21 protein-coding genes are annotated in these 21,542 nt (G+C 39.5%); 10 read left to right on the forward strand and 11 right to left on the reverse strand.

Going from position 1 to position 21,542, the window contains the following annotated elements; all coding sequences use genetic code 11:
* Positions 1-114 precede the first annotated feature (114 nt).
* Positions 115-1,548, reverse strand: a complete 1,434-nt coding sequence (locus Q0A08_RS20680) for a hypothetical protein (protein ID WP_438463382.1) — start codon at positions 1,546-1,548, stop codon at positions 115-117.
* A gap of 288 nt (positions 1,549-1,836) precedes the next feature.
* Here Q0A08_RS20680 and serB point away from each other — a divergent pair, with 288 nt between their 5' ends.
* Together serB and Q0A08_RS20690 are read left to right on the forward strand one after the other, a co-directional pair.
* The gene (gene serB / locus Q0A08_RS20685) at positions 1,837-2,754 is read left to right on the forward strand and encodes a phosphoserine phosphatase SerB (RefSeq protein WP_438463383.1); all 918 of its coding nucleotides are present in this window, start codon (positions 1,837-1,839) and stop codon (positions 2,752-2,754) included.
* 97 nt (positions 2,755-2,851) lie between these two features.
* Positions 2,852-3,772, forward strand: coding sequence for a LysR family transcriptional regulator (locus Q0A08_RS20690; RefSeq protein ID WP_438463384.1), 921 nt, complete (start codon positions 2,852-2,854; stop codon positions 3,770-3,772).
* 120 nt (positions 3,773-3,892) lie between these two features.
* Here Q0A08_RS20690 and Q0A08_RS20695 read toward each other — a convergent pair whose 3' ends face one another.
* From Q0A08_RS20695 to moaA, 4 genes are all read right to left on the reverse strand, one after another.
* A complete protein-coding gene (locus Q0A08_RS20695) occupies positions 3,893-4,342 on the reverse strand; it encodes a hypothetical protein (protein ID WP_438463385.1) in 450 nt (149 codons plus the stop codon).
* Between the two features lie 95 nt (positions 4,343-4,437).
* Positions 4,438-5,634, reverse strand: a complete 1,197-nt coding sequence (locus tag Q0A08_RS20700) for a molybdopterin molybdotransferase MoeA (protein WP_438463386.1) — start codon at positions 5,632-5,634, stop codon at positions 4,438-4,440.
* A gap of 130 nt (positions 5,635-5,764) precedes the next feature.
* Entirely contained in the window at positions 5,765-6,280 is a 516-nt protein-coding gene (gene moaB, locus Q0A08_RS20705) for a molybdenum cofactor biosynthesis protein B (RefSeq protein WP_438463387.1), read from the reverse strand.
* Between the two features lie 15 nt (positions 6,281-6,295).
* Complete coding sequence (gene moaA / locus Q0A08_RS20710; RefSeq protein WP_438463388.1) at positions 6,296-7,291, reverse strand: GTP 3',8-cyclase MoaA; 996 nt, start codon at positions 7,289-7,291, stop codon at positions 6,296-6,298.
* Positions 7,292-7,492: 201 nt separating this feature from the next.
* Between moaA and Q0A08_RS20715 the strand changes: the two genes are divergently transcribed.
* Positions 7,493-8,350 (forward strand): acyl-CoA thioesterase domain-containing protein, encoded by an 858-nt coding sequence (locus Q0A08_RS20715; RefSeq protein WP_438463390.1) that lies wholly within the window; start codon positions 7,493-7,495, stop codon positions 8,348-8,350.
* A gap of 5 nt (positions 8,351-8,355) precedes the next feature.
* Here Q0A08_RS20715 and queG read toward each other — a convergent pair whose 3' ends face one another.
* Together queG and Q0A08_RS20725 are read right to left on the reverse strand one after the other, a co-directional pair.
* The gene (gene queG / locus Q0A08_RS20720) at positions 8,356-9,444 is read right to left on the reverse strand and encodes a tRNA epoxyqueuosine(34) reductase QueG (protein ID WP_438463391.1); all 1,089 of its coding nucleotides are present in this window, start codon (positions 9,442-9,444) and stop codon (positions 8,356-8,358) included.
* A gap of 101 nt (positions 9,445-9,545) precedes the next feature.
* The gene (locus Q0A08_RS20725; RefSeq protein WP_438463392.1) at positions 9,546-9,806 is read right to left on the reverse strand and encodes a hypothetical protein; all 261 of its coding nucleotides are present in this window, start codon (positions 9,804-9,806) and stop codon (positions 9,546-9,548) included.
* 422 nt (positions 9,807-10,228) lie between these two features.
* Between Q0A08_RS20725 and Q0A08_RS20730 the strand changes: the two genes are divergently transcribed.
* The 3 genes from Q0A08_RS20730 to Q0A08_RS20740 all read left to right on the forward strand — a co-directional run bounded on the left by Q0A08_RS20730 (position 10,229) and on the right by Q0A08_RS20740 (position 13,952).
* Positions 10,229-11,944 (forward strand): acetolactate synthase 3 large subunit, encoded by a 1,716-nt coding sequence (locus Q0A08_RS20730; RefSeq protein WP_438463393.1) that lies wholly within the window; start codon positions 10,229-10,231, stop codon positions 11,942-11,944.
* Position 11,945: 1 nt separating this feature from the next.
* A complete protein-coding gene (ilvN, locus tag Q0A08_RS20735) occupies positions 11,946-12,437 on the forward strand; it encodes an acetolactate synthase small subunit (RefSeq protein ID WP_046018626.1) in 492 nt (163 codons plus the stop codon).
* 207 nt (positions 12,438-12,644) lie between these two features.
* Positions 12,645-13,952 (forward strand): hypothetical protein, encoded by a 1,308-nt coding sequence (locus Q0A08_RS20740; RefSeq protein WP_438463394.1) that lies wholly within the window; start codon positions 12,645-12,647, stop codon positions 13,950-13,952.
* On the opposite strand, the gene ilvY is transcribed toward Q0A08_RS20740, so the two are convergent.
* Positions 13,949-14,839: an HTH-type transcriptional activator IlvY gene (gene ilvY, locus Q0A08_RS20745; RefSeq protein ID WP_438463395.1), complete on the reverse strand. Its 891-nt coding sequence runs from the start codon at positions 14,837-14,839 to the stop codon at positions 13,949-13,951. The genes Q0A08_RS20740 and ilvY overlap by 4 nt on opposite strands.
* Before the next feature lie 132 nt (positions 14,840-14,971).
* On the opposite strand from ilvY, the gene Q0A08_RS20750 reads away from it, so the two are divergent.
* Entirely contained in the window at positions 14,972-15,433 is a 462-nt protein-coding gene (locus Q0A08_RS20750; RefSeq protein ID WP_438463396.1) for an Lrp/AsnC family transcriptional regulator, read from the forward strand.
* 112 nt (positions 15,434-15,545) lie between these two features.
* On the opposite strand, the gene Q0A08_RS20755 is transcribed toward Q0A08_RS20750, so the two are convergent.
* Positions 15,546-16,442, reverse strand: coding sequence for a DMT family transporter (locus Q0A08_RS20755; protein ID WP_438463397.1), 897 nt, complete (start codon positions 16,440-16,442; stop codon positions 15,546-15,548).
* A 284-nt stretch (positions 16,443-16,726) separates the two neighbouring features.
* Between Q0A08_RS20755 and Q0A08_RS20760 the strand changes: the two genes are divergently transcribed.
* Both Q0A08_RS20760 and Q0A08_RS20765 read left to right on the forward strand, forming a co-directional pair.
* Positions 16,727-17,353 carry a LysE family translocator gene (locus tag Q0A08_RS20760; RefSeq protein WP_438463399.1) on the forward strand — a complete coding sequence of 209 codons (627 nt, stop codon included), beginning with the start codon at positions 16,727-16,729 and terminating at the stop codon, positions 17,351-17,353.
* A gap of 223 nt (positions 17,354-17,576) precedes the next feature.
* Positions 17,577-18,317 (forward strand): DUF1223 domain-containing protein, encoded by a 741-nt coding sequence (locus Q0A08_RS20765; RefSeq protein ID WP_438463400.1) that lies wholly within the window; start codon positions 17,577-17,579, stop codon positions 18,315-18,317.
* 159 nt (positions 18,318-18,476) lie between these two features.
* On the opposite strand, the gene yjeH is transcribed toward Q0A08_RS20765, so the two are convergent.
* Positions 18,477-19,733, reverse strand: coding sequence for an L-methionine/branched-chain amino acid transporter (yjeH, locus tag Q0A08_RS20770; RefSeq protein ID WP_438463401.1), 1,257 nt, complete (start codon positions 19,731-19,733; stop codon positions 18,477-18,479).
* Positions 19,734-19,928: 195 nt separating this feature from the next.
* Here yjeH and Q0A08_RS20775 point away from each other — a divergent pair, with 195 nt between their 5' ends.
* A complete protein-coding gene (locus Q0A08_RS20775) occupies positions 19,929-20,357 on the forward strand; it encodes an Lrp/AsnC family transcriptional regulator (protein WP_438463402.1) in 429 nt (142 codons plus the stop codon).
* A 123-nt stretch (positions 20,358-20,480) separates the two neighbouring features.
* Here the strand turns inward: Q0A08_RS20775 and argC are convergent, their stop codons facing one another.
* A complete protein-coding gene (gene argC, locus Q0A08_RS20780; protein WP_438463404.1) occupies positions 20,481-21,512 on the reverse strand; it encodes an N-acetyl-gamma-glutamyl-phosphate reductase in 1,032 nt (343 codons plus the stop codon).
* Between the last annotated feature and the right edge of the window lie 30 nt (positions 21,513-21,542).

A 21,542-nucleotide genomic window follows, 5' to 3' on the forward strand; every position in this document is an offset into this window, starting at 1 on the left:
ACTGTCTTAAGGGGGATATATCTGACGGATTAACTAGAACTAGTGAGTAATTTTAATATAACCAAAAAAACCAACTGTCTGTTAGTTGGCTTTATTTGTTTTCTTTTATAGGTGTTATTCGCTTATTTGCTCAAACTTTGTTTGTATTTTGCTTAATAACTTATCCGACATACCTTTGATGGAATAGCTTAGTTGCTCATTTCCATTGGCATCGGTATGTATATCTGGAAGCCCTGTGAATACCTTGTTTTGAATTTCTGGCAAAACAAAAATAGCTTCACTGATGGCCGTTGTTTTTACGTCTATTTCATCGCTCAAGTGTTTAATTTGGCTAAATAGTGGCTCAAATTCAGGTGGAATATCATCAAGCTGCTCCATGCGTTGAGCAAGGTTTTTCATGCCATCATCAATCACTATCTTATATTCAATGCTAGGACTATCAGCATAAATATCCGACTGCAGTAATTTCTCTAATAAATTCGTAAATAGCTTAGCGGTACAGATAGCATTTAAATATAGTTGGTCTTCACATTCACTGGCACTGAATAGTATAAGTGTCGAGTTTTCTTGATATTGATGAACTTGGCCGCAATAGGCTTCACTCGCTTGAAACATAGCACGATAAACAGGCGTGAAAAGGTTAGCTATCTGAATCGGTGTAAACTCTTCCTGCCATTGGCTCATATTGGTTAATTCAATATAAAGAATGCAGCTTCTCTGCTTATCTTCTTCAAAAATTTGCTCAAAGTTAAACTCAAATTGATCTTCTTTCTCTGTGTCCGCTTCTAAAGCTTCTAGGTTGGTTTCTGGCGTTGCTCTTTTATCACCTTGAGCACTTGGGAGCCATTCTAAAGACTGCACTTTAGCCAGTAATTGTAATAGGGTGTTAGCTTCTTTATAGAGGCCTTTGTTGAGTCGTGCGTCTGTATGGCCTTTTAATAGCGCTTCTAATGCCTCACTCACATTTGTGATTGGTGCAAAAAGTTTTTTAGTCATAAAGAAGACGATGAAGAGTGCAATCGCAGTAATGAATATACTGACACTAATGAGCAGTGAATTTAGTCGGGATAAAATGTTCTGGGTAGGGGTTTTATCAAGTGTGATAATAACGTGACCAACCACTTCTTGTCTGAATTTGACGCTGGAGCTAAATACTCTTTTGTTTTCACTTAAGCTGATGTCGCTATCATTTAAATGGCTACTATTATCACTTGAGGCTTCAGCAAGTAATTCGTCTTGTTTATTGAAGACTCGAGCACTCAAAATATTTTCATCAACCACTAATCTAGTAAGGAGCACGTTCAAGCTTAATAGGTCATTTGTTAAAATGGATTGTGTGGCATTAAAGGCGGCTTGAGTTGCTAAGCTGCTGCCTAATACTTCAGTTTGTTGAGTTAAATAACCTTCAAGCGTGTTAGTAATTGTTGCCCAAAAAATGGTAAGAGAGATCAAAATTAAGCTGAGAAAAGTCATTAAAGTGACGATAGAGGCACTCATTCTTTCTTCAAGAAGTGTACTTATACTGCGAGCTTTTGTTTTGATATCCATTATTCTGTCAATATTCCAAAGGCGGCTAAATGTCAGGGTGTCTATATGCTATCGGCTGAGATTGGTTTTCTTTAATTTGCATATTTGTTAATCAGTTAGCCATTTTTCATCAGAGGATGACTAGGGCTTAAAACTGATATTTTTAACTATCGATTTTCTAAGCCTTTTACCATCTTTAGTCGCTATTTTAGACTTAAAATGTGTATTTTGTATGGTGATTCATCATCTAGAGTATTTGATTGGACAGGTATTTGATATAGTTGAGCTAATGTTGTTTGAGGAAAAACTATGTCTGCAAGTATTACGTTATTGGGTGCCATTGATCAAGAGACAATGGATCAATTGGAGTCTTGGTTAGCTGGGTTTAATAAAGATGCAAGCCGCAATTATTTAACTGATTCTAGTGACCCTGTTGCTGTGCAGAGATGGATTTTAAATAGCCCTTTTACTAAAGAGCAAGAGGCTATGGTAAGAGCACAGCTATTAAGTTTTTCTGATACAAGCCATATCGATCATGTTTATCAAAGCCAATCCGTTGATATTAGCCGACCAGGTCTTGCTGTATTTGATATGGACTCGACTTTAATTAAAGCTGAAGTAATGGACGAGCTAGCGGTAGAAGCAGGAATTGGTGAAGAAATTGCAGTGATTACTGCGAGTGCCATGCGCGGTGAAATAGATTTTACAGAAAGTTTTGTTAAACGATTATCTTTGCTAGATGGTTTAAGTAGTGATGTCATGGATGGTGTTTTTGCTCGTATTGAATATATGGAAGGCATAGAAAAATTGATGAAGGTGTTAAATCATTTTGATTGGCATACTGCAATTCTATCCGGCGGTTTTACCTTCTTTGCTGACAAGATCAAACATGCCTTCGACTTTACTGAAGTGCATGCTAATGTGCTGGAAATAGAAGAAGATCAATTAACGGGTAAGCATTTAGGGCCAATCGTAGATGGCAGCCGTAAAAAATATTTATTAGAAACCATTTTACAAGAAACAGGTTATAGTCAGTCTCAAACGATTGCTTGTGGTGACGGTGCAAATGATCTACTCATGTTAAATACGGCGAACCTTGGTGTCGCTTTACACGCTAAACCTTTAGTTAGAGAGCAGGCTCCACATCCTGTTAATCAGTTAGGTTTAGATAGCATACTGTATTTATTAGGTATGACATCTGCAGAAATTAGACAGATATCTGTTTAATTTTTATTCATTTAATTAATTTGATTGGCATATCATGCATTTTTGATATGCTATATATGACAATTTTTACAAGAATTTATAATTGGGGGTTATTTCTTTGCAAGAAATAAAATTATCAGAAATTGACTTAAACTTGCTTTATATTCTGCAAGTTTTAATTGATGAGCTGAACGTTACCAAAGCGGCACAGAAATTAAATGTAAGTCAACCAGCGGTCAGTCGCTCTCTTGCTAGACTTAGAGAAGTATTTAATGACCCCTTATTTGTTCGTACTTCCCATGGTTTATCGCCAACGGCTCGTACAGAAAATTTAGCACCTTATTTAGTTGATATGCTTAAGGGGCTAGAGAGTTTAGTTCAGCCGCCTCAGTTCAATCCAGCCTCTTCACAGCGTCGTTTTGTTTTATCTACTACAGATTTTGGTGCTTTAACAGTGCTGCCTAAAATCTTAGATAGTTTTAGACAGCAAGCACCGAATGCAGTGTTAGATGTAAAGCATTGGCATGAAGGTACCTCATTTGAATTAGACGTAAATGATATTGATGTTGCTGTTGCGGTCATCTCAAAAGAGCCGCCAAGTAGTATTCGAGCCGTTCGTTTAGATACAGATGAAATGGTTTGTATTGCCAGAGCAGATCACCCTGGGTTACAAGGTGAGCTGACATTAGAGAAATATTTGAACCTACATCACGCTCAAGTGGTATTAGGTAAAAAAGAAAGAGCGGCGGTTGATAGAGTATTAGATAAGATGGGTCACCAAAGGCATGTAGCGATAGTGCTACCAAACTTTGTGCCTGCTGTGAGGGTTGTTTCTAGCAGTAACTTATTGCTGACAGTACCGCGTTTGTTTGCCACTGATATTTTGGCTACGTCTCCAGATTTAAAAATTTATAATCTACCGTTTGAAACTCGAACCTTCGATTATTCAATGATTTGGCATGATAGATATCAATTTGACTTAGGTCATCAATGGTTGCGCGGTATTATCCGTAATGCTTTTGTGAATGAAATGGGTTAACTAAGAGTCTATATATCAGCAAGGGTTATTTTGAGTACTTTTGCTTGGGTACTCTTGCTGATATTTCTAAACTCTAAGTGTGATGCTTAATAAGCTTTTATTAAGCATCATAGATTCTGATTAGCTGGCATTAAGCTTTAATTGAGCATCTATATTTTTAAGTCTCGTCGTCCATTCTTTTGTTAATACTTCTACTAAGCTATATCGTCTTAGCTCCATTGCTTGCCTTAGAATATTAAAATTCTCGTCTAAGTAATCAAATAAAATGTTTTCACGAATTTCAATGAGCATTCTCATCTGCTCACCTTGTTCAAAAGTTACATCTTGATGCTCTATCAAGGCTTCAAGCACTTCATTACGTTCATATACTTTAGTTTTGTAGTGATGTTTTAATACGTATTTAGCTAGATCTAACATGGATGCCACAAGCAATTGAAATGAGTGTTCAATCACCATTTTATCGTCAGTTGATAATTCTTTACTTGAAGGTTGCTTACGGTAAGTATCTAGACGTTTGATCATCTGATGTTGGTGCTGATATAACGAATCTTCCCATTCAAGATTGCGCATGCGTACTCCCCAAAACTTAGAATAACTCAGTTTAATATCGCTAGAATCTTTCTATAATCTAGTTCATAAACCGAGCTTATTCAAAAAATCAGAGATTAAAAACTAGAGAAAGGATAAAAGGTAAAACGTTTGTTTTCTTCGATTTTTTCACCTGCAGGGATATGAAAATATCCATGGCTATGACAGGCTGCACTTAAAGCGCCAGAACTTTGCTGATGATGTGCTATCGCTTTACCATCAATAATAGATACTCGTAAGAATTCATCACGACTAATGGCATTTTGTCGGCTAAATCCAGATGCTATCTCAAAACCTTGTACAGGAGTCACTGTTAAACCTGAGCTTACTGCTAATGCAATTGTCGCAAACCAATGAAAAGTGACTAAGGTAGAGCTAGGGTTTCCAGGTAAACCTATGAAAGGGGTATTAAACACTTTTCCGTGAACTAATGGTTTGCCTGGTTTAATTGCAATTTTCCAAAGTAATAACTCACCATTTGCTTCGATTACATTTTTAACGTGATCTTCTTCGCCAACGGAGACCCCGCCAGAGGATAAAATGATATCGCACAGTGGCGCCATTTTTGCCAGAATGGCTTCTGTTTCCTCATGGTTATCGGGAGCATGTTGATAACTTGCTACCTTATAACCTGACTTTTCCACTAGTGCCTTTAACATAGGGCCATTACTATTATATATCTGGCCTTTTTTAAGCGGTTTTCCTGCTTCAATAAGTTCATCGCCTGTGGTTAAGATACCCACTTTAAGCTCAGAGAATGCCACGATTTGCTTAATGCCAAGGCTAGCTATCATGCCAAGGTGTTGAGCTTCAAGGCAAGTGCCTTGGCTTAATACTAGATTTCCTTTAGTAATATCTTGGCCTTTTGGGCGAATGTTATCATGTTGCTTCGGTTCCTGCTGAAAGCTCACCCCTTCATCTTGTTGAGTTGCATTTTCTTGCATAATAACCAAGTCAGCATTGGTGGGGATTTCTGCACCAGTGAAAATTCGAGCAACTGTGCCTGCTTCTAATTCGGTTGCTGCTTGTCCTGCTGGAATACGTTGACTAATGGCAAACACCTTGTTTACTTGCCAATCCTCAAAGCGCATGACGTATCCATCCATTGCACTATTTGAGGCAGGTGGGATATCAAGTTCAGCAATAATATCTTGTGCCAACACCTTACCTAAAGCTTGATCAAGCTCGATTGCCTGTTTAGACACCAAGCAGTTGGAGTTTGCTTGAATCGTATTGAGTGCATCTGTGAAAGAGATTAATGGCGACTTAGACATGATTGGCCTTAATAAATATTTAGCTGGAACGAGTGATTAGACTTTACGTATTTGAGGTGGTGTATGAAAGAGTGCACAGAATAAAGAGTACACCCAATCACATTTGGATTATTGCATTTAAAGCTTAGTTCTATTTACCTAGTAACATCTCAACAAAGTTACAAGGACGAGTTGTTGCATTAAGTTGAGACTCAATAATTTTATACCAAGCTGTTTTGCATGCGCCTGTTGAGCCAGGAAGACAAAATACCAAGGTACGATTAGCAATACCGGCTGCTGCTCTTGATTGAATAGTTGAAGTGCCGATCTCTTCAAAGGAAATCTGTCTAAAGAGTTCACCAAAACCTTCAACATGCATATCAAAAAGTGGTTTCAAGGCTTCCGGTGTGCTGTCTCTTGAATGGAAGCCTGTACCGCCAGTAATAAGAACAACATTAATTTCCTTATCGGCAATCCAGTTAGAAACTGCCGCTCTCATGTCGTAGATGTCATCTTTTACAAGTTTTCTTTCGACTAGGTTATGACCTGCTTCTGTTACCCCTGCAATTAGTGCATCACCTGAGGTGTCTTCTGCAATGGATCGAGTGTCTGAAACTGTAAGTACATTAATGTTTAAGGAACGAAAAGGTTTAGCTGTCTTGCTCATTGTTTGCCTTCTTTATTAACCACCAGTTGCGCTCATAAAGCGTAAAATTTGGGGCTCTTCATCTAGATTAAAATAGTGCTGTTCGGGTTTGAGTGCCAAAGCTTTAATAATGGCATCTTCTAATGTCAGTTTATCCTGATTCGTTGCACGTATATAAGGCTTTAAATCAAGTGAATGCTCATTGCCTAGACATAACAACAGACGACCTTCTACCGTCATACGTATACGGTTACAACTAGAGCAGAAATTATGGCTATGAGGCGAAATAACACCAATACGACCTTGTTCGCCTTCAACCTTGTAGTACTGAGTTGGGCCAGGGGTTGTGGCCGAACTTTTACTTAGCTGATAGTGATTACTTAATAGCTCGATCACATCGTCACTCGACATATAAGACTCTGCTCTATCGTGCGCAGTGATGGCTCCCAAGGGCATTTCTTCTATGTAGCTAATGTCCATATTATGGGCGAGTGCAAATTTAGCCAGAGGTAGAATTTGATCGTCATTTTGGTTTTTCATAATGACGCTATTAATTTTACAGCGATTAAAAGGAAGTGCTGCAATGCTTTCTATTCCTTCAACCACTTGCTTAAATTTGTTGCGACGAGTCAGACGATTAAATTCTTCTTCGATTAGAGTATCTAGACTGACATTTAAGCGTGATACACCCACATCATAGAGAGATTGTCCCAATTTTTTTAACATTGAGCCATTTGTCGTAATTGTTAGCTCTTCTAAGCCTGGGGTATTGGCAATTTGCTCAAGTGCCCATAGAATGTTTTTTCTGACAAGTGGTTCACCTCCGGTAATACGGATGCGTTTAGTGCCCATTTTTATGAAAGTACGCGCAGTAGTGACGATCTCTTCCAATGACAAAATATGTTCTTTAGGCATGAAAGTGACATCTTCGTCCATGCAATAAGTGCAGCGAAAGTCACAACGATCGGTGACTGATATACGAAGATAATCTATGCGTCTTCCAAATGGATCGACTAGGGATGACTCAGACAAAAAAATACCTCACAGAGTTAGCAAGTCCATAGAACCAAAAAAAAGCGCAATAAGCAAAGTTAACAGAATAAATAATTTTCATATTATGTGACTAATTTGCTATTAATTTGATTTATGACATAAGCTTTAAGCGTATGATTAAATTCAAGTTATTAATCTATATAAGAGTTTTATAATTAACTGAATGGGAGTTTAAGAAAATTGCAAAATGTCGTAAATGATTTAATTGATGTTCTTAAATTAGAGCAACAAGATGAAACCCATTTTATTGGCCGCAGCAAGGATCTGGGCTTTCCTAAAGTTTTTGGTGGTCAGGTTATAGGACAAGGTTTGTCCGCTGCCACACAAACAGTAGAGAATCGCCAACCCCATTCACTACATGCTTACTTTTTGCGCCCTGGCGATGCATCCCATCCTATTAACTATGATGTGGAAGTGATCCGAGATGGCGGCAGTTTTAGTATGCGTCGTGTGGTGGCCAGCCAGTTTGGGAAACAAATCCTTAACATGTCTATTTCGTTTCATCAGGAAGAAGCGGGCTTTGAACACCAAGACGTTATGCCAAATGTTCCAGGGCCTGAACATTTCCAATCCGAACTGGATTTATATCGCGCTCATGCCAGTGAGATACCAGATAAGATTCGAGACCTGTTTATTGCTGATAGACCCATTGAGTGTCGAGTTGTGGAAAATCAAAATCCATTTAGGCCAAGGCATGGCATAGCCAAACGCCATATGTGGATTAAAAGTGTGGCGCCTTTGCCTGATAACCAGCTGATTCATCAATCTATGTTGGCTTATACAAGCGATTATGGCTTTTTAGAAACGGCTTTGACGCCTCATGGTATTTCAATTGGGAATCGCTATTTAAATATTGCTAGCCTTGATCATGCTATTTGGTTTCATAGGCCCTTTAAATTAGATGATTGGCTGCTTTATGTGGCTGATAGCCCCTGCGCTGGTGGTGCTAGAGGCTTTGTAAGAGGTCAGATATTTAATCGAAAAGGGGAGTTAGTTGCTTCTACTGCACAAGAAGGCTTAATTCGTTATTCAAAATAGTGATACTAAATGAGTTTCGGTTTAAGAGCCTGCTGAGCTAAAGCCCAGCTAACATGCTCTTTTACCAGCTCAGAGCTGCTATTCTCTCTACTTTTTAGGGCGTTAATGACTTCTTCGCTATAAGGAGCATTACCCAACGCAATGGCAATATTTCTAAGCCAGTTCTCGTAGCCTGTACGGCGTATAGGCGAGCCTTCTGTCTTTTTCAAAAACTCTTCTTCATGCCACATAAAAAGCGTCACTAACTCTTCTTTATCAAGTTGGTGACGAGGTTGAAAATCTTGCTCTTCGGTATATTTAGCAAACTTTGTCCATGGACAGACCAGCTGGCAATCATCACAGCCAAAAATACGATTGCCCATTTTCGCTCTCAGTTCAACCGGTATGGGACCATCATGTTCTATGGTGAGATATGAGATACATTTGTTGGCGTCTAATACCCAAGGTTCAACAAAGGCATTGGTAGGGCAAAGGTCAAGGCAAGCGGTGCAACTACCGCAATGTCTTTTGGGCGTTGGTTTGTCTATCGGTAGAGGTAAATTGGTAAAAACTTCACCTAACAGAAACCAGCTACCTGCTTTGGGGGTTAAGAGTAAGGTATTTTTACCTGTCCAGCCTAAGCCTGCATTTTCAGCGATTTGTCTTTCTAAAACAGGGGCGCTATCAACAAAAGCGCGATAACCATGATCGCCCACTTCAGTTTGAATTTTTTTGGCAAGCAGGGTTAAACGTTTACGAATTAACTTGTGATAATCACGGCCAAGGGCGTAACGGGCAATATAGGCCTTGCTTTTCGTTTGTAGGCGTTTAACCGTTTCGACAGACTGAGGTAAATAATGCATGCGTAAAGCAATAATACGCTGTGTGCCTGGGTGTAGCTGTTCTGGAAAAAAGCGCATATCACCATGGTTAGCGAGATAATCCATACTGGCGTGATAGCCCGCATCAATCCAAGCTTGATAATCTTCTTTATGCTGGCTGTAATCTGTACCTGTGATTTTCGCTTCAGCAAAACCAAACTCTATCGCCCACTCTTTGATTTTAAGGGCGAGTTCGTTTAGTTCAGCGACAGTTAATGCGCTAGCTTGAGGCATGCTTAGATCGTTTTTTGATGATGACAAAGAGATAAGACTTTTAATAGGCATACTTTTTAAAGGCATAAACAGCTGTTATGCCTTTAAAAGAAATTGCCACGTTAATAAAGGTTAGAATCGCCTTTAACGACATCGATTAATAAGTTGATGAACATGCGGTCAGCATCTGTGTGTTCATCAGTAATTTTTAACGTTGTTTGGCTAGAAACTTCTTCAGAGATACGTTCGTATGCATTTGGCTCATTAATATGTTCTTTTGCAATGCGAACCAGCTCTCCTGCTAGTTCTGGCTCCATGATCATTTTTCTAAAACAGCGTAAAAATTCATCAATAATTCGTTGTTGATTTAGTTCACTTGCCATTGTTTTAAAACTCCTACTGTTCAAATCAGCCTATGACACCACGAAGCGGGATGAAGGGCAAGCTTCTTCATAAATGTTGCTTGACAGCTTGGGGAATAAATAGGCAGAATAAGGTATCTTTTTAGCAAACATCCCAGCTAAAAATCTTATTTAGGCCAACAGCCTATCCCAATCGTATGCCTAGACATATGAATGCACACAAAAATGTGAAGTGATTTAAGTTACAACTTTACATTTCTCCTCGCGAAAAACGCGGGCAGTGTAATTACTGCGATTTTTTGCGTTTGAATGCACACCTTTTTTTAGGGTTTCAGCATAAGCTTTGCAAACTTCGTTTAATCAATATTTATCTGACTAAGATATATGGGTACAATATGTGCCATAAAAATCTAGCAGTAAAACGAATAATAGAGGGTAAAAAGGTGGAATTATTATCCGGTGGTGAAATGATCGCCCGCTTTCTCAAAGATGAGGGCGTAGAATACATTTATGGGTATCCAGGCGGGGCAGCCTTGCATATCTATGACGCATTGCATCGCCAAAATGATGTCAAACACGTACTTGTTCGTCATGAACAAGCTGCAACGCATATGGCTGATGGCTATGCACGTGCAACCGGTAAAGCGGGTACTGTGCTAGTAACATCGGGTCCTGGTGCAACAAATACGATTACAGGTATTGCTACTGCTTATATGGATTCAATTCCAATGGTAGTTATTTGTGGTCAGGTAATGAGCTATCTGATTGGTGAAGATGCATTCCAAGAAACAGATATGATTGGTGTAAGTCGTCCAATCGTCAAACACAGTTTCTCTGTGAAGCATGCGTCTGAAATTCCAGAAATTCTTAAAAAAGCGTATTACATAGCCTCTTCTGGTCGCCCTGGTCCTGTAGTTGTTGATATTCCAAAGGATATGACAGTACCAAACGAAAAGTTTGAGTATAAATACCCAGAGACAGTTTCTCTACGCTCTTATGTACCACCAACTAAAGGCCATAGTGGTCAGATTAAAAAAGCGGTTGATTTAATGCTTGCGGCGAAACGCCCAATTATTTATGCCGGTGGTGGTGTTATTTTAGGCGGTGCGTCTGATTTACTTGTGAAATTGGGCAAGGCGTTAAACTTCCCTGTAACTAATACGCTAATGGGCTTAGGTGGCTATCCAGCAACTGATCGCCAATCTGTGGGTATGTTAGGGATGCATGGTAGCTACGAAGCGAATATGACCATGCACCATAGTGATTTGATTCTTGCTGTGGGGGCACGTTTCGATGACAGGGTAACAAATGACCCAGATAAGTTCTGTCCTGGCGCTAAGATCATTCATATTGATATTGATCCTGCTGCTATTTCTAAAACTATCCGTGCTGATGTACCCATTGTTGGTCCAGTAAGACAAGTACTAACCGAAATGTTAGGTCTTGTTGAGTCTTCTAAGAAAGCTGATGCAAGCGTGTTAGATGGCTGGTGGAAGCAGATTGAAGAGTGGCGCAAGGTTCACGGTGGTAAATACGACACTACGAGTGAAAAAATCAAGCCACAAGCTGCAGTTGAAGCATGTTGGAGAGCGACTAAAGGGGATGCATTTGTTGCTTCCGATGTAGGTCAGCACCAAATGTTTGCTGCACAATACTACAAGTTTGATAAACCAAACCGTTGGGTTAACTCAGGTGGCTTAGGCACCATGGGATTTGGTTTACCTGCTGCTATGGGGATCAAGTTAAACTTCCCTAAAGAAGAAGTAGTATGCGTAACCGGTGAAGGCAGTATTCAAATGAATATTCAAGAACTGTCTACCTGCTTGCAATACGGCTTACCCGTTAAAATATTATGTTTGAATAATGGTTATCTTGGCATGGTACGCCAATGGCAAGATATGAACTATGAAGGTCGCCACTCTAGTTCATACCTTGAGTCCTTACCGGACTTTGAAGCTTTATTGAAAGCCTATCGTCATCAGTACGTTGAAATTAATACCAAAGACGAACTTGATGAAAAAATGGCTGAAGCTTTTGCTATGAAAGATCAGTTGGTATTTATCAACTGTTATGTTGACCCTGAAGAGCATGTTTATCCAATGCAGGTACCTCGTGGTTCCATGCGTGATATGTTATTGAGCAAGACGGAGCGTACCTAATATGCGACACATTATCTCTGTATTGATGGAAAACGAACCAGGTGCCTTGTCGCGTGTAGTTGGCTTATTTTCTCAAAGAAACTTTAATATCGAATCTCTTAACGTAGCTGCTACTGATGATCCGACTTTGTCTCGTTTGACCTTGACGACATTTGGTTCAGATCAAGTAGTTGAGCAGATTACTAAGCAACTTAATAAGCTGATTGATGTTGTTAAGTTAGTTGATCTTACAGAAGGTCAGCATATTGAGCGTGAATTGATGTTGGTGAAAGTCCGTGCAACCGGTGCTCAACGTGCTGAAATTAAGCGTACAGTTGATATTTTCCGTGGCAACATAGTTGATATGACACCGTCTATCTACACAATTCAGATTGTAGGTGAATCAGATAAGCTAGATGGCTTTTTACAGTCACTAGGTGCCGTTCATCTTCTTGAAGTTGTTAGAACTGGTGTATCTGGCATCGCGCGCGGAGAGAAAGTACTGAGTATCTAGTACTTTTTATTCTAAGCCATTCAAGTTTGTTGATTGGCTTTGAATAAAACTGAATAGCGTTACAAAAAAGTCACATTTATGTGGCTTTTTTTTTCCTCATTTTTTTAATATTCAACTATTCTATAAATGCATTTTATAGAGATATCATGCTATCTTGCTATTTAGGCCATATTTATCAAAAGGGTTAAACGGACTTAAAGGAGTGATATGGAGCTGGCTGATCAGATGTCTAAGGAGTATGCGGTTCAATTAGAATCAATTGAACCTAGCAACAGCGCATTAGCTTCTAAAGATATATTAAACAAAGAAGGAGCGGTATTGGTCAAAGCTGATACTGAGCTAACATCTGCACGATTGGCGAGAATTCGTCAGCATGTATTAGAGCAACCTTTAGAGTTCAGTATTAAAATGCAGAACTCTCTCGCCAGAAACGAAATATTTCAACAGACACTGAATGTCATTAATGAAAATGACTTGCTAAAAGAGCTACATCTTAAGCTTCATAACGAAGAAGATCTCACTGATATGTGTGGTTTTTTCACGCAATATCCTACTCTCGTTCAACTCATTACTGTTTATGCTCAACTCTATCCAGGCAAGATGAAAAAATCCCTCACTTTAGCTTGGGGAGCTTGGATGATAGCCAGAGCAAAACAAGATAGTCAAATGACAAAACGAGCTGTGTTCACTGCTTGTTTATTTCAAGATATTGGCCGTCTATTTATTAGTAAAGGAGGGTCAAATGATTCGATACTCTCCTTAACAAGCCAGGTACTCAGTAAAATTAATGGCTTGCCAATTACGATAGTCAGGTCCATCACTAACATGAAGGTCTTTCCAACCAGCTTAGGTCTCATGAAAAAAGATGACATGTTAGCGGTTGCCAATGAAGATCAAATTGTTTGGCTAAGCCGATTTCTACAAGTAGGAATGAGTGATAAGTTTTCTTTCAATGTGGGGCCATTGGATTTTATTCCTATTCTTAAGCTTTACTCGCCTCATTATTTCCCGCGTTACTCGAAAGTCATCATAGAAGCGATTTGCTCAGCAAATTTGCAGCATGTCATAACTGATGAAAAAAGTTTGTTAGAGAACCTACGAAAAATTTTAATAAATCATGTGGTATTAAATGAATGGTTGGAGCTTTTTGAAAAAGTAGAAGCTCAGCTTGCTATTAGCTCTAAAAGTTTGCCTTTAAGATTTAGGCAAAAAGCAGAACAGGTTCTATTTATTGTATCCAGTACAGGCTTACTGACGGAATCACTGGCGCGTTGGATGTCTCATGTAGAGGAAATGCAACTGCTTGAAGCGGCGCCTGAAGTGAGAGAGTACTTTATTTTTCAGCAAGAACTCGCGCGTCAATTATCTCAATATGTATCAATGGCTGGTTTCTTGATTAGTCGTATTAATGATATGGAAAAGAAGAAACCTTTATTGTTGCTGCACAAAGAATTTCATCAGCTTTCATCACGTTTCAATTACAATATTCTAGATGATGAGAGTCTTGCCTCCTAGCGGTTAATTTGTTGCCAGAAAGCTTTAATAATAGGAGTTGCTAGGTTCTTTTTAAGGGTAAATAGGCCAACATCATAGGCTTCTAATTCTGGTTGAAGGTCCATAATGGTGACCTTGTCGATCAAAGGACTGTTATCGATAACGATTTTTGGAACGACTCCTATCCCAAACCCTAAGGACACCATGCTAACAATCGCTTCGTTACCAGAGACTTGTGCATAAATTTTAGGCTTTGCGTTACGTTGTCTAAACCACTGATCGACTCGAGAGCGTGAGATACCTTCTTCAGACAAAATCATTGGCACTTGATTCCAATCTATCTTGTTATCATTCGACATGGATACACCTAAAGATTGAGCTGCATTCGCGTCGTTTGGCGCAATAAATACGAGAGGAGAAATGGCAATTCGCTTAAACGCCATACTGCTTGGTAGGTTATTTGGTCTGGCTGCTATGGCGATATCTTCGTGACCTTCCATCACGCGGGCTAACGCTGGTGCTGGATCGCCTGTATGTAATTTCATTTCTATCTTTGGGTGCAGACCACGAAACTCACTCAAAATATCATACAAAAAACTATAACTTGCAGTGACTGAGCAATACAGGCTGATTTCTCCGACCAATTGCTCGCCACTAGTGGTCAATGAACGTCTAAAATTACGCCATTGAGTAAGGCTTTCTAGAGCATATTGATTAAACCTTTCACCTTCAGTTGTCAGCTGTACTGAACGATTATCACGGTTAAATAAAATATGTCCTATTTCATTTTCAATGTGTTTAATATGCCGACTTAAGGTGGATGGACTCATGTGAAACGCTTCACTGGTTCGGCCAAAATGTAAGGTTTGGGCCAAGTGAGAGAAGAGTTGTAATGATTTGGTATCCATAGAGTAGGCCTTAAATTTAACAAGCTAAAAATGCAGTTTGTTTTTGTGTATAAAATGCAATAATAGCAAAAATATATATCATTTATTACAACATATCTAATGGTTGAAATCTGCCTAATAGGTTTATGAGAAATGGATAAAACGAATCAAAAGCTAATTTTTGCTTTAACAGAAAATGCCAGAATGTCATTTTCTGAATTGGGGAAAAGGGTGCACTTATCTGCGCCAGCTGTGGCTGAACGTATACGTAAGTTAGAAGAATCTGGAGTGATTACAGGTTATCGACCGACACTGAATTTAGAGAAAATGGGGATACCTATTACCGCATTAATTGGCTGTGAGGTGCATCACGCCAAGGAGAAAGAGTTTAAAGTATTAGTCAGTACATTAGATGAGGTAATTGAAAGTCAGAACCTCACAGGGCCTTATGCTTTTATACTCAAAGTGGGTGTTGCTTCAATGTCTGCTTTGGATGATTTATTAAATCGATTAATTGATTTAAGTGATACTCACACCATGATGATTCTTTCTACCCCAATAAAACGAGAGCTGCCAAGACAATTGAATCTCTTTAATAACGAGTTAGATGGCTAAAGGTAATAAATAAATTTTTTATGAGATAAAAAAAGGCCCAGTAGTCTGAACTGGGCCAAAAGGGTAATGCTTAACGCATGGGAATCATTAACTTGGGTGAATACTAAACTTACTAAGTTGAGGCTGTTGTCTCTGCATCGATTGTTTCTTTTCCTTTACCTTCCTTAGTAGGCCATTGGCTAATCAACATACCAATAAGAATTAAACCACAACCTACATAAGCATCTAGGCTTAAAACCTCATCAATAAATAACCAACCGGCAATGACTGCAAAGACAGCTTCGGTAGATAGAATAAGAGCACTTGCACTTGGTGATACTTTTTTCTGCCCAAGTATCTGTAATGTACAAGCAATACCTGACGCAGCTATGCCTGCGTATGCAATTGGCACCCAAGCTAGATAGAAGTTTTCAAGTTTAGGCACTTCCCAAATAAACGCGGCAGCAATCGCTAAAACCGCGGCGACACAAAACTGAGTAATCGCAAAAGGGATAACAGGCAAACGCTTTGATAAGTAGCCAATTACCAAAACGTGGGATGCCCAGAAAAAGGAACCCGCTAATTCCAGTGCATCACCATAATTGATCGTTAAATTAGGGCCAATGGTTAAGCTATATAAACCAACGATAGCGAAGGTAATGCCAATCCAAGTATTGCGTGCTGTTTTTTGTCCAAAGGCCATGCCTATGATAGGAACAAGAACGATATAGACACTGGTAATAAAGCCTGCATTACCCGCTGTGGTATAAAGCAAACCTGTTTGCTGGAAAGTAAAACCAGTAAACATAAATATACCACCAACTAAACCGCCTAGTATTAAAGTGCGAAGCTGATAACTTTGTTTGTTCGGAAATAAAAACAATAATGGAATCAGAGATATAGCGGCTAAAACAAAGCGCGCAGCATTAAAACTATGAGGCTCAAGTGAGTCCATACCTGCACTTTGTGCAACAAAACCAACGCCCCAAATAATCGCGGTTAACCATAACATGATGTGTGCAATGCTCATAAATCCTCACTCTTTAACGTATCCTTTGCCCTTGTAATAGTTAGCAAAAATTTTGATGTCTTATCTTGTGGAGAAGTTTGCGCTAGAGGAAAGTTTTTCACCAGACAATTACTAATCATTTACTGGCTTAAAACTTTAAAAAACACCGTAAATTTGTGAGGAAACTTTCGATTCAAAAGTTTGATTAATTTCTTGTGACTATGAGGGATTTAATTGATAATTGCTTGAAAATTAACCACCCATAATTCACTTTTATATAAGCTGAAAATTCAGTAGGAAACATCATGGCATTTGTTGACTGGCTAACGATAGCGCCAATATTTCTTTTGTTATCTCTAGGTCCTGGCCCTAATAATTTTATGGCTATGTCTAACGGTATTAATCAAGGTCCAGTGGCTGCTTTGGTCGGTACTATTGGTCGAAATTTCGCCTTTGCTATTTTGATGTTGGTTTCAGCTTTAGGTCTGGGTGCTGTTATTGTTTCATCTAGTCTTTTGTTCAACATAGTTAAGTGGGCGGGGGTTTGCTACCTACTTTATATGGGGATTAAAACTTGGCGTAATGCTGCTCAAGGGGTTGATTCAGGTGAAGTTACTCATACTAGAAAAGTGCCTTATTCAGGATTAATTCGTCAGGAGTTTATTGTTGCTATTAGCAACCCGAAAGCCATTCTGATTTTTACGGCGGTTTTTCCTCAAATGTTAAATCTTGATAAACCCGTTATGATTCAGTTCTTTATCATGGGGTTTACCTTTATTGTGACTGAATTTATCGGTTCATATATTTATGCGATAGCAGGTAACCAAATTAAGCGTTTCATTAAAAGTTCAAAGGGTGTTATACGTTTAAACCGTTCTATGGGAGCCGTGTTTGTCGCAGCCAGTGCGGTATTAGCGAGCGCTTCGCGATAATTTATCGCCAGATACTTTAATGCTAGAGACTCGTATTTACCTTAATGCGAGTCGACTCCTTCCATCTCATTTCTTTTAGTTTTACTAATTTTGTTATTGTTTGCATCCATCAATAAGTGAACTAAATTAGACTTCCTGCCTCATATTAGCTATATCGCATATTTCTATCAGCGTAGGCTTGTGCTGTTAGGGTGCACTTATCCATATGAAAAGGCATGATGATATGAGGCCCTTTTATACTTTTCCATTACTAATAGGTTTACTTTCAGCTCATACCGCATTTTCTCAAACGTTCGTAACGGACTCAAATGCGCCAACAACAATTGAGTTATTTACTTCAGAGGGTTGTAGTTCATGCCCACCTGCAGATCGCTTTCTATCTACTCTTGCTAGCCAAGAAGACCCTTTCGAAAAAGTGATTCCTCTGGCTTACCATGTGGATTATTGGAATTACATAGGTTGGGATGATCGTTTTTCTCGCCCTGAATTTAGTAGCCGGCAAAGGCGACATGTAAGAGAAGGAAATACAAGTCAAGTCTATACCCCAGGCTTTGTGGTGAATAATAAAGAGTGGCGTGAATGGTTTCGAGGAGATAGAGATATACCTCAAAACAGTGGTGATGCAGGACTGTTGTCGGCGCAGTTAACACAAGGCTTTTTAGAAGCTCAATACACAGGGCATCCTGAAGTGAATGGACCTTATCTGCTTAATATCGCTTATTTAGGCATGGGAATTACAACTCAAGTAAAAGCAGGTGAAAATCGAAATAGGCTGCTGAACCATGACTATGTAGTGTTAGATAATTTCAGTCTCATTAGCCAAGGGAAGCGTTGGCAGATTAAGCTAGATAAACCACCTGAATTGGGTCAGCAAAAAACGGGAATAGCGATTTGGGTGAGTTCGTCAAAATCACTGGATGTGCTACAGGCTGATGCTGCTTTAATTGAGGACGATGCTTTTTAATAAACTCCTATGACTAAATTAATTTTAGCTGCTTGAATGAGGGAAATAAAAAGGCCTGACCAAGATATTATCTTGAAATCAGGCCTTTATTAGTTAACGCTCAGTCATCTTTGGCTTAAGCTTTGATTTTAGTAGGCCCAACTTCTGAACTAGGTGTTATCAAGCAATCGCTGTTTTATGTGCCTTAAAGTATGAGAAAAGATAAGCTGTGCCTAGCATGACAAAGGCAAACAACATACTTTCACCAATTTGCAGGGCAATAAAAGTACAGGCCATTAAAGCAGGTATCGCAAGATATCTAACTTTGCCTTTTAGAAGGTGCCATGCTGCTAAAGAAGCCAGGGTGTAAACCGTTAAAAATGAACCGTTTGTCATCTCGATTAACCACTCCATTTTAAGATTAAAGCTCTCTCCTAATATGAGTGAGCCTGCACAGACAAGGTTAACAATAATGATGGCATTGCCAGGTGAGCCGAAGCGGTTAAGTTTGCCTAAATAAGCAGGTAGTGCTTTGTTCTCTGACATGGCTTGTACCATACGGCCAAAGCCAAGTAGATAGATACTGACATTTGCAAAGGAAATGACAAAGGCGCCAAAGGATACCCAGCGGCTGGCACTCTCTCCGGCGATGCTAGACACTAAAACCGCAATTGATTGATTGTTAGTTTGCTCGTCACCATAGCTTGAGTAGGCAAAAATAAGGAACACGACGGTTAGGTAACAAACAATCACGACACTAATGCCGACTATCATAGCGATAGGGAAATCTCTTGCTGGGTTCTTAAACTCGCCACCCAAGTGGGCCATTACTTCAATGCCAAGAAAGCACCAAAAAACGACACTGATAGCGCTAAAGGTTTGCTGCCATTGAGTGTCCGTTATTGGCGCTTGAGTAAGTTGTACTGCATTTAGAATATCTCCTTTTATGGCAAGCCATACTATAGCCAGCAGCATAAGAACAACTATCGCTGTTTGTGTTTTGGCCGAGGTTTGAATACCTGCAAGGCCAAATCCTAAAAATAAGATAAAGATCAGAATATAGAGGTAAATAAACATGCTTTGATCAAAACCTAAGAAGGCAGCTAGGTAATTAGCTGTGATCTTTATCGCAACCGCAGGGCCAACAATTAAAATAGATAAAAACAACCAACCCACCGCATCTTGTAAAGGTTTACTAAAAGCTTGACCAATATAATGTGATGCCCCACCTGCATGGGGAAGCCTTGCTCCTAGTAACGCAAAAATAATGGCAATCGGCATAATGATGAGAGCGGTGAAAATCCAGCTGTAAGCGGTTTGTTCGTGAGCTATGCTGACAGATAATGCGGGTAGCACCATCAGGCCTGTACCGACAAATGTCGTCACTGTCATGGCAATGCCTTGTAATGGACCTATTCCTTTGGTGTTTGTGCTCATTCTTCTTCTCTTTAATGTCAATCGCAAAAATTGTGTGTTAATTCAAAATAAATTGATGTGTGATTCAATTGAGACAGGATAGAATGATTTGATTAAGTATACAGCTAGCAAAATAGGTTATTTCGCCGTTAAAGTGACGGTTATGCCGTCAAAGTGCTTAGCTCCAAGAAAATGCGATGGCAACAAGGATTATGAGTGAAGTTAGACAGTTTTGACCAAAAAATTCTCTCTCTGTTGGTAGAGGACGCCAGATTATCTATTTCGGATATTGCTCGTCAGGTGAGCTTGTCTCGTTCGGCCGTGACTGACAGGATTAAACGTCTGGAAGAAAGCCAAATCATCACGGGTTATCATGCCAAGCTTAATCAAGATGCTGCAACACAAGTCGCAGCCTATTTTTCGGTTACCTTTAGCCCCTTATGCTGTGAAGTGATTGCAGGTTTGATGCAAGATATTCCAGAAATTAAGCAGGCCCATAGTATTAGCGGTGATGTGGATCTGATTGTTTTTGCTGAAGCTGCAAATATGACACGCTTGAGTGAGATTCGTGAAATGATGGATGCTTGGCCAAATGTCCAACGAATTGTCACTCATACAGTGTTGGTTGACCGGCTCCAACGCTAACACCAAAAATAGTACGCAATGACAAGATTATAAAAATGCCCGTATCGCTTTTGCTATACGGGCTTTTTTCAATCCAACCCTTAAAGATGGATTCGATCAAGTGCTGACTTAATTGCAATCTCCCTAGGGAATCATGCCTAAAGCAGTCAATCCAGCATTTTCATCTAGGTCTAACATGATGTTCATGTTTTGGATCGCCTGACCAGATGCACCTTTAACAAGGTTATCAATAACTGAAAGCACGACTACCTTGTTTCCACCTTGTGGGCGATAAACCGCGATACGACAGAAGTTAGCACCTTTAGTACTACGTGTTTCTGGTAAGCTGCCTTCAGGCATCACGTCAACAAAGAATTCATCTTGATATCTTTCTTCAAATAGTTTTTGAAGGTCAATGTCTGTATCGAGTAATGTGGCATACATGGTTGAATGAATACCACGAATCATAGGTAGTAAGTGTGGGACAAATGTTAAACCCACTTGCTTATCTGTATAAGCTTGAAGACCTTGCTTGATTTCAGGTAAATGTCTGTGACCAGCAACCCCATAAGCTTTAAAGTTTTCGCCCGCTTCGCAAAGCAGTGTACCAACATTCGCACCACGACCAGCACCACTTACTGCTGATTTTGCATCGGCAATAAGATCACTTGGGTCAATAACACCTGCTTCAAGCAGAGGAATTAAGCCAAGTTGTGTCGCAGTAGGGTAGCAGCCAGGGTTAGCAACTAAACGAGCCCCTTTGATTGCTTCACGGTTTATTTCAGGTAAACCGTAAACAGCTTCAGCAACATAGTCAGGTGTTCTATGTTCCATGCCATACCATTTCGACCATTCCACTGTATCTTTAATTCTAAAGTCAGCCCCAAGATCTACAACTTTAACGCCTTTTTCTAGTAATGCAGGTACTTGGTCCATGGCAACACCATGAGGAGTGGCAAAAAAGACAAGATCGCACTCAGCTAATTCGTCTACACTAGGAGTGGTGAATTTAAGGTCATAATGTCCTCGTAGGCTTGGGTAAATATCAGCAACTAGTTTGCCTTCTTCACTTCGAGAGGTGATGGCTTTCACCTCAACCTCTGGGTGATTTGCTAAAAGTCTTAATAATTCTGCACCGGTATAACCTGTGCCGCCTACTATGCCGATTTTATACACTGTTGAGTCCCGTTATCTTAATACTTGATT

The sequence above is a fragment of the Marinomonas sp. PE14-40 genome (assembly GCF_051623805.1).
Lineage (GTDB): Bacteria > Pseudomonadota > Gammaproteobacteria > Pseudomonadales > Marinomonadaceae > Marinomonas.

Bases quoted from the DNA above. Each gene is read 5' to 3' on its own strand.
- Q0A08_RS20680 (WP_438463382.1), bottom strand. From the start codon at position 1,548: ATGGATATCAAAACAAAAGCTCGCAGTATAAGTACACTTCTTGAAGAA.
- serB (WP_438463383.1), top strand. From the start codon at position 1,837: ATGTCTGCAAGTATTACGTTATTGGGTGCCATTGATCAAGAGACAATG.
- Q0A08_RS20695 (WP_438463385.1), bottom strand. From the start codon at position 4,342: ATGCGCAATCTTGAATGGGAAGATTCGTTATATCAGCACCAACATCAG.
- Q0A08_RS20700 (WP_438463386.1), bottom strand. From the start codon at position 5,634: ATGTCTAAGTCGCCATTAATCTCTTTCACAGATGCACTCAATACGATT.
- moaB (WP_438463387.1), bottom strand. From the start codon at position 6,280: ATGAGCAAGACAGCTAAACCTTTTCGTTCCTTAAACATTAATGTACTT.
- queG (WP_438463391.1), bottom strand. From the start codon at position 9,444: ATGCCTCAAGCTAGCGCATTAACTGTCGCTGAACTAAACGAACTCGCC.
- Q0A08_RS20725 (WP_438463392.1), bottom strand. From the start codon at position 9,806: ATGGCAAGTGAACTAAATCAACAACGAATTATTGATGAATTTTTACGC.
- ilvN (WP_046018626.1), top strand. From the start codon at position 11,946: ATGCGACACATTATCTCTGTATTGATGGAAAACGAACCAGGTGCCTTG.
- Q0A08_RS20740 (WP_438463394.1), top strand. From the start codon at position 12,645: ATGGAGCTGGCTGATCAGATGTCTAAGGAGTATGCGGTTCAATTAGAA.
- ilvY (WP_438463395.1), bottom strand. From the start codon at position 14,839: ATGGATACCAAATCATTACAACTCTTCTCTCACTTGGCCCAAACCTTA.
- Q0A08_RS20750 (WP_438463396.1), top strand. From the start codon at position 14,972: ATGGATAAAACGAATCAAAAGCTAATTTTTGCTTTAACAGAAAATGCC.
- Q0A08_RS20755 (WP_438463397.1), bottom strand. From the start codon at position 16,442: ATGAGCATTGCACACATCATGTTATGGTTAACCGCGATTATTTGGGGC.
- Q0A08_RS20760 (WP_438463399.1), top strand. From the start codon at position 16,727: ATGGCATTTGTTGACTGGCTAACGATAGCGCCAATATTTCTTTTGTTA.
- Q0A08_RS20765 (WP_438463400.1), top strand. From the start codon at position 17,577: ATGAGGCCCTTTTATACTTTTCCATTACTAATAGGTTTACTTTCAGCT.
- yjeH (WP_438463401.1), bottom strand. From the start codon at position 19,733: ATGAGCACAAACACCAAAGGAATAGGTCCATTACAAGGCATTGCCATG.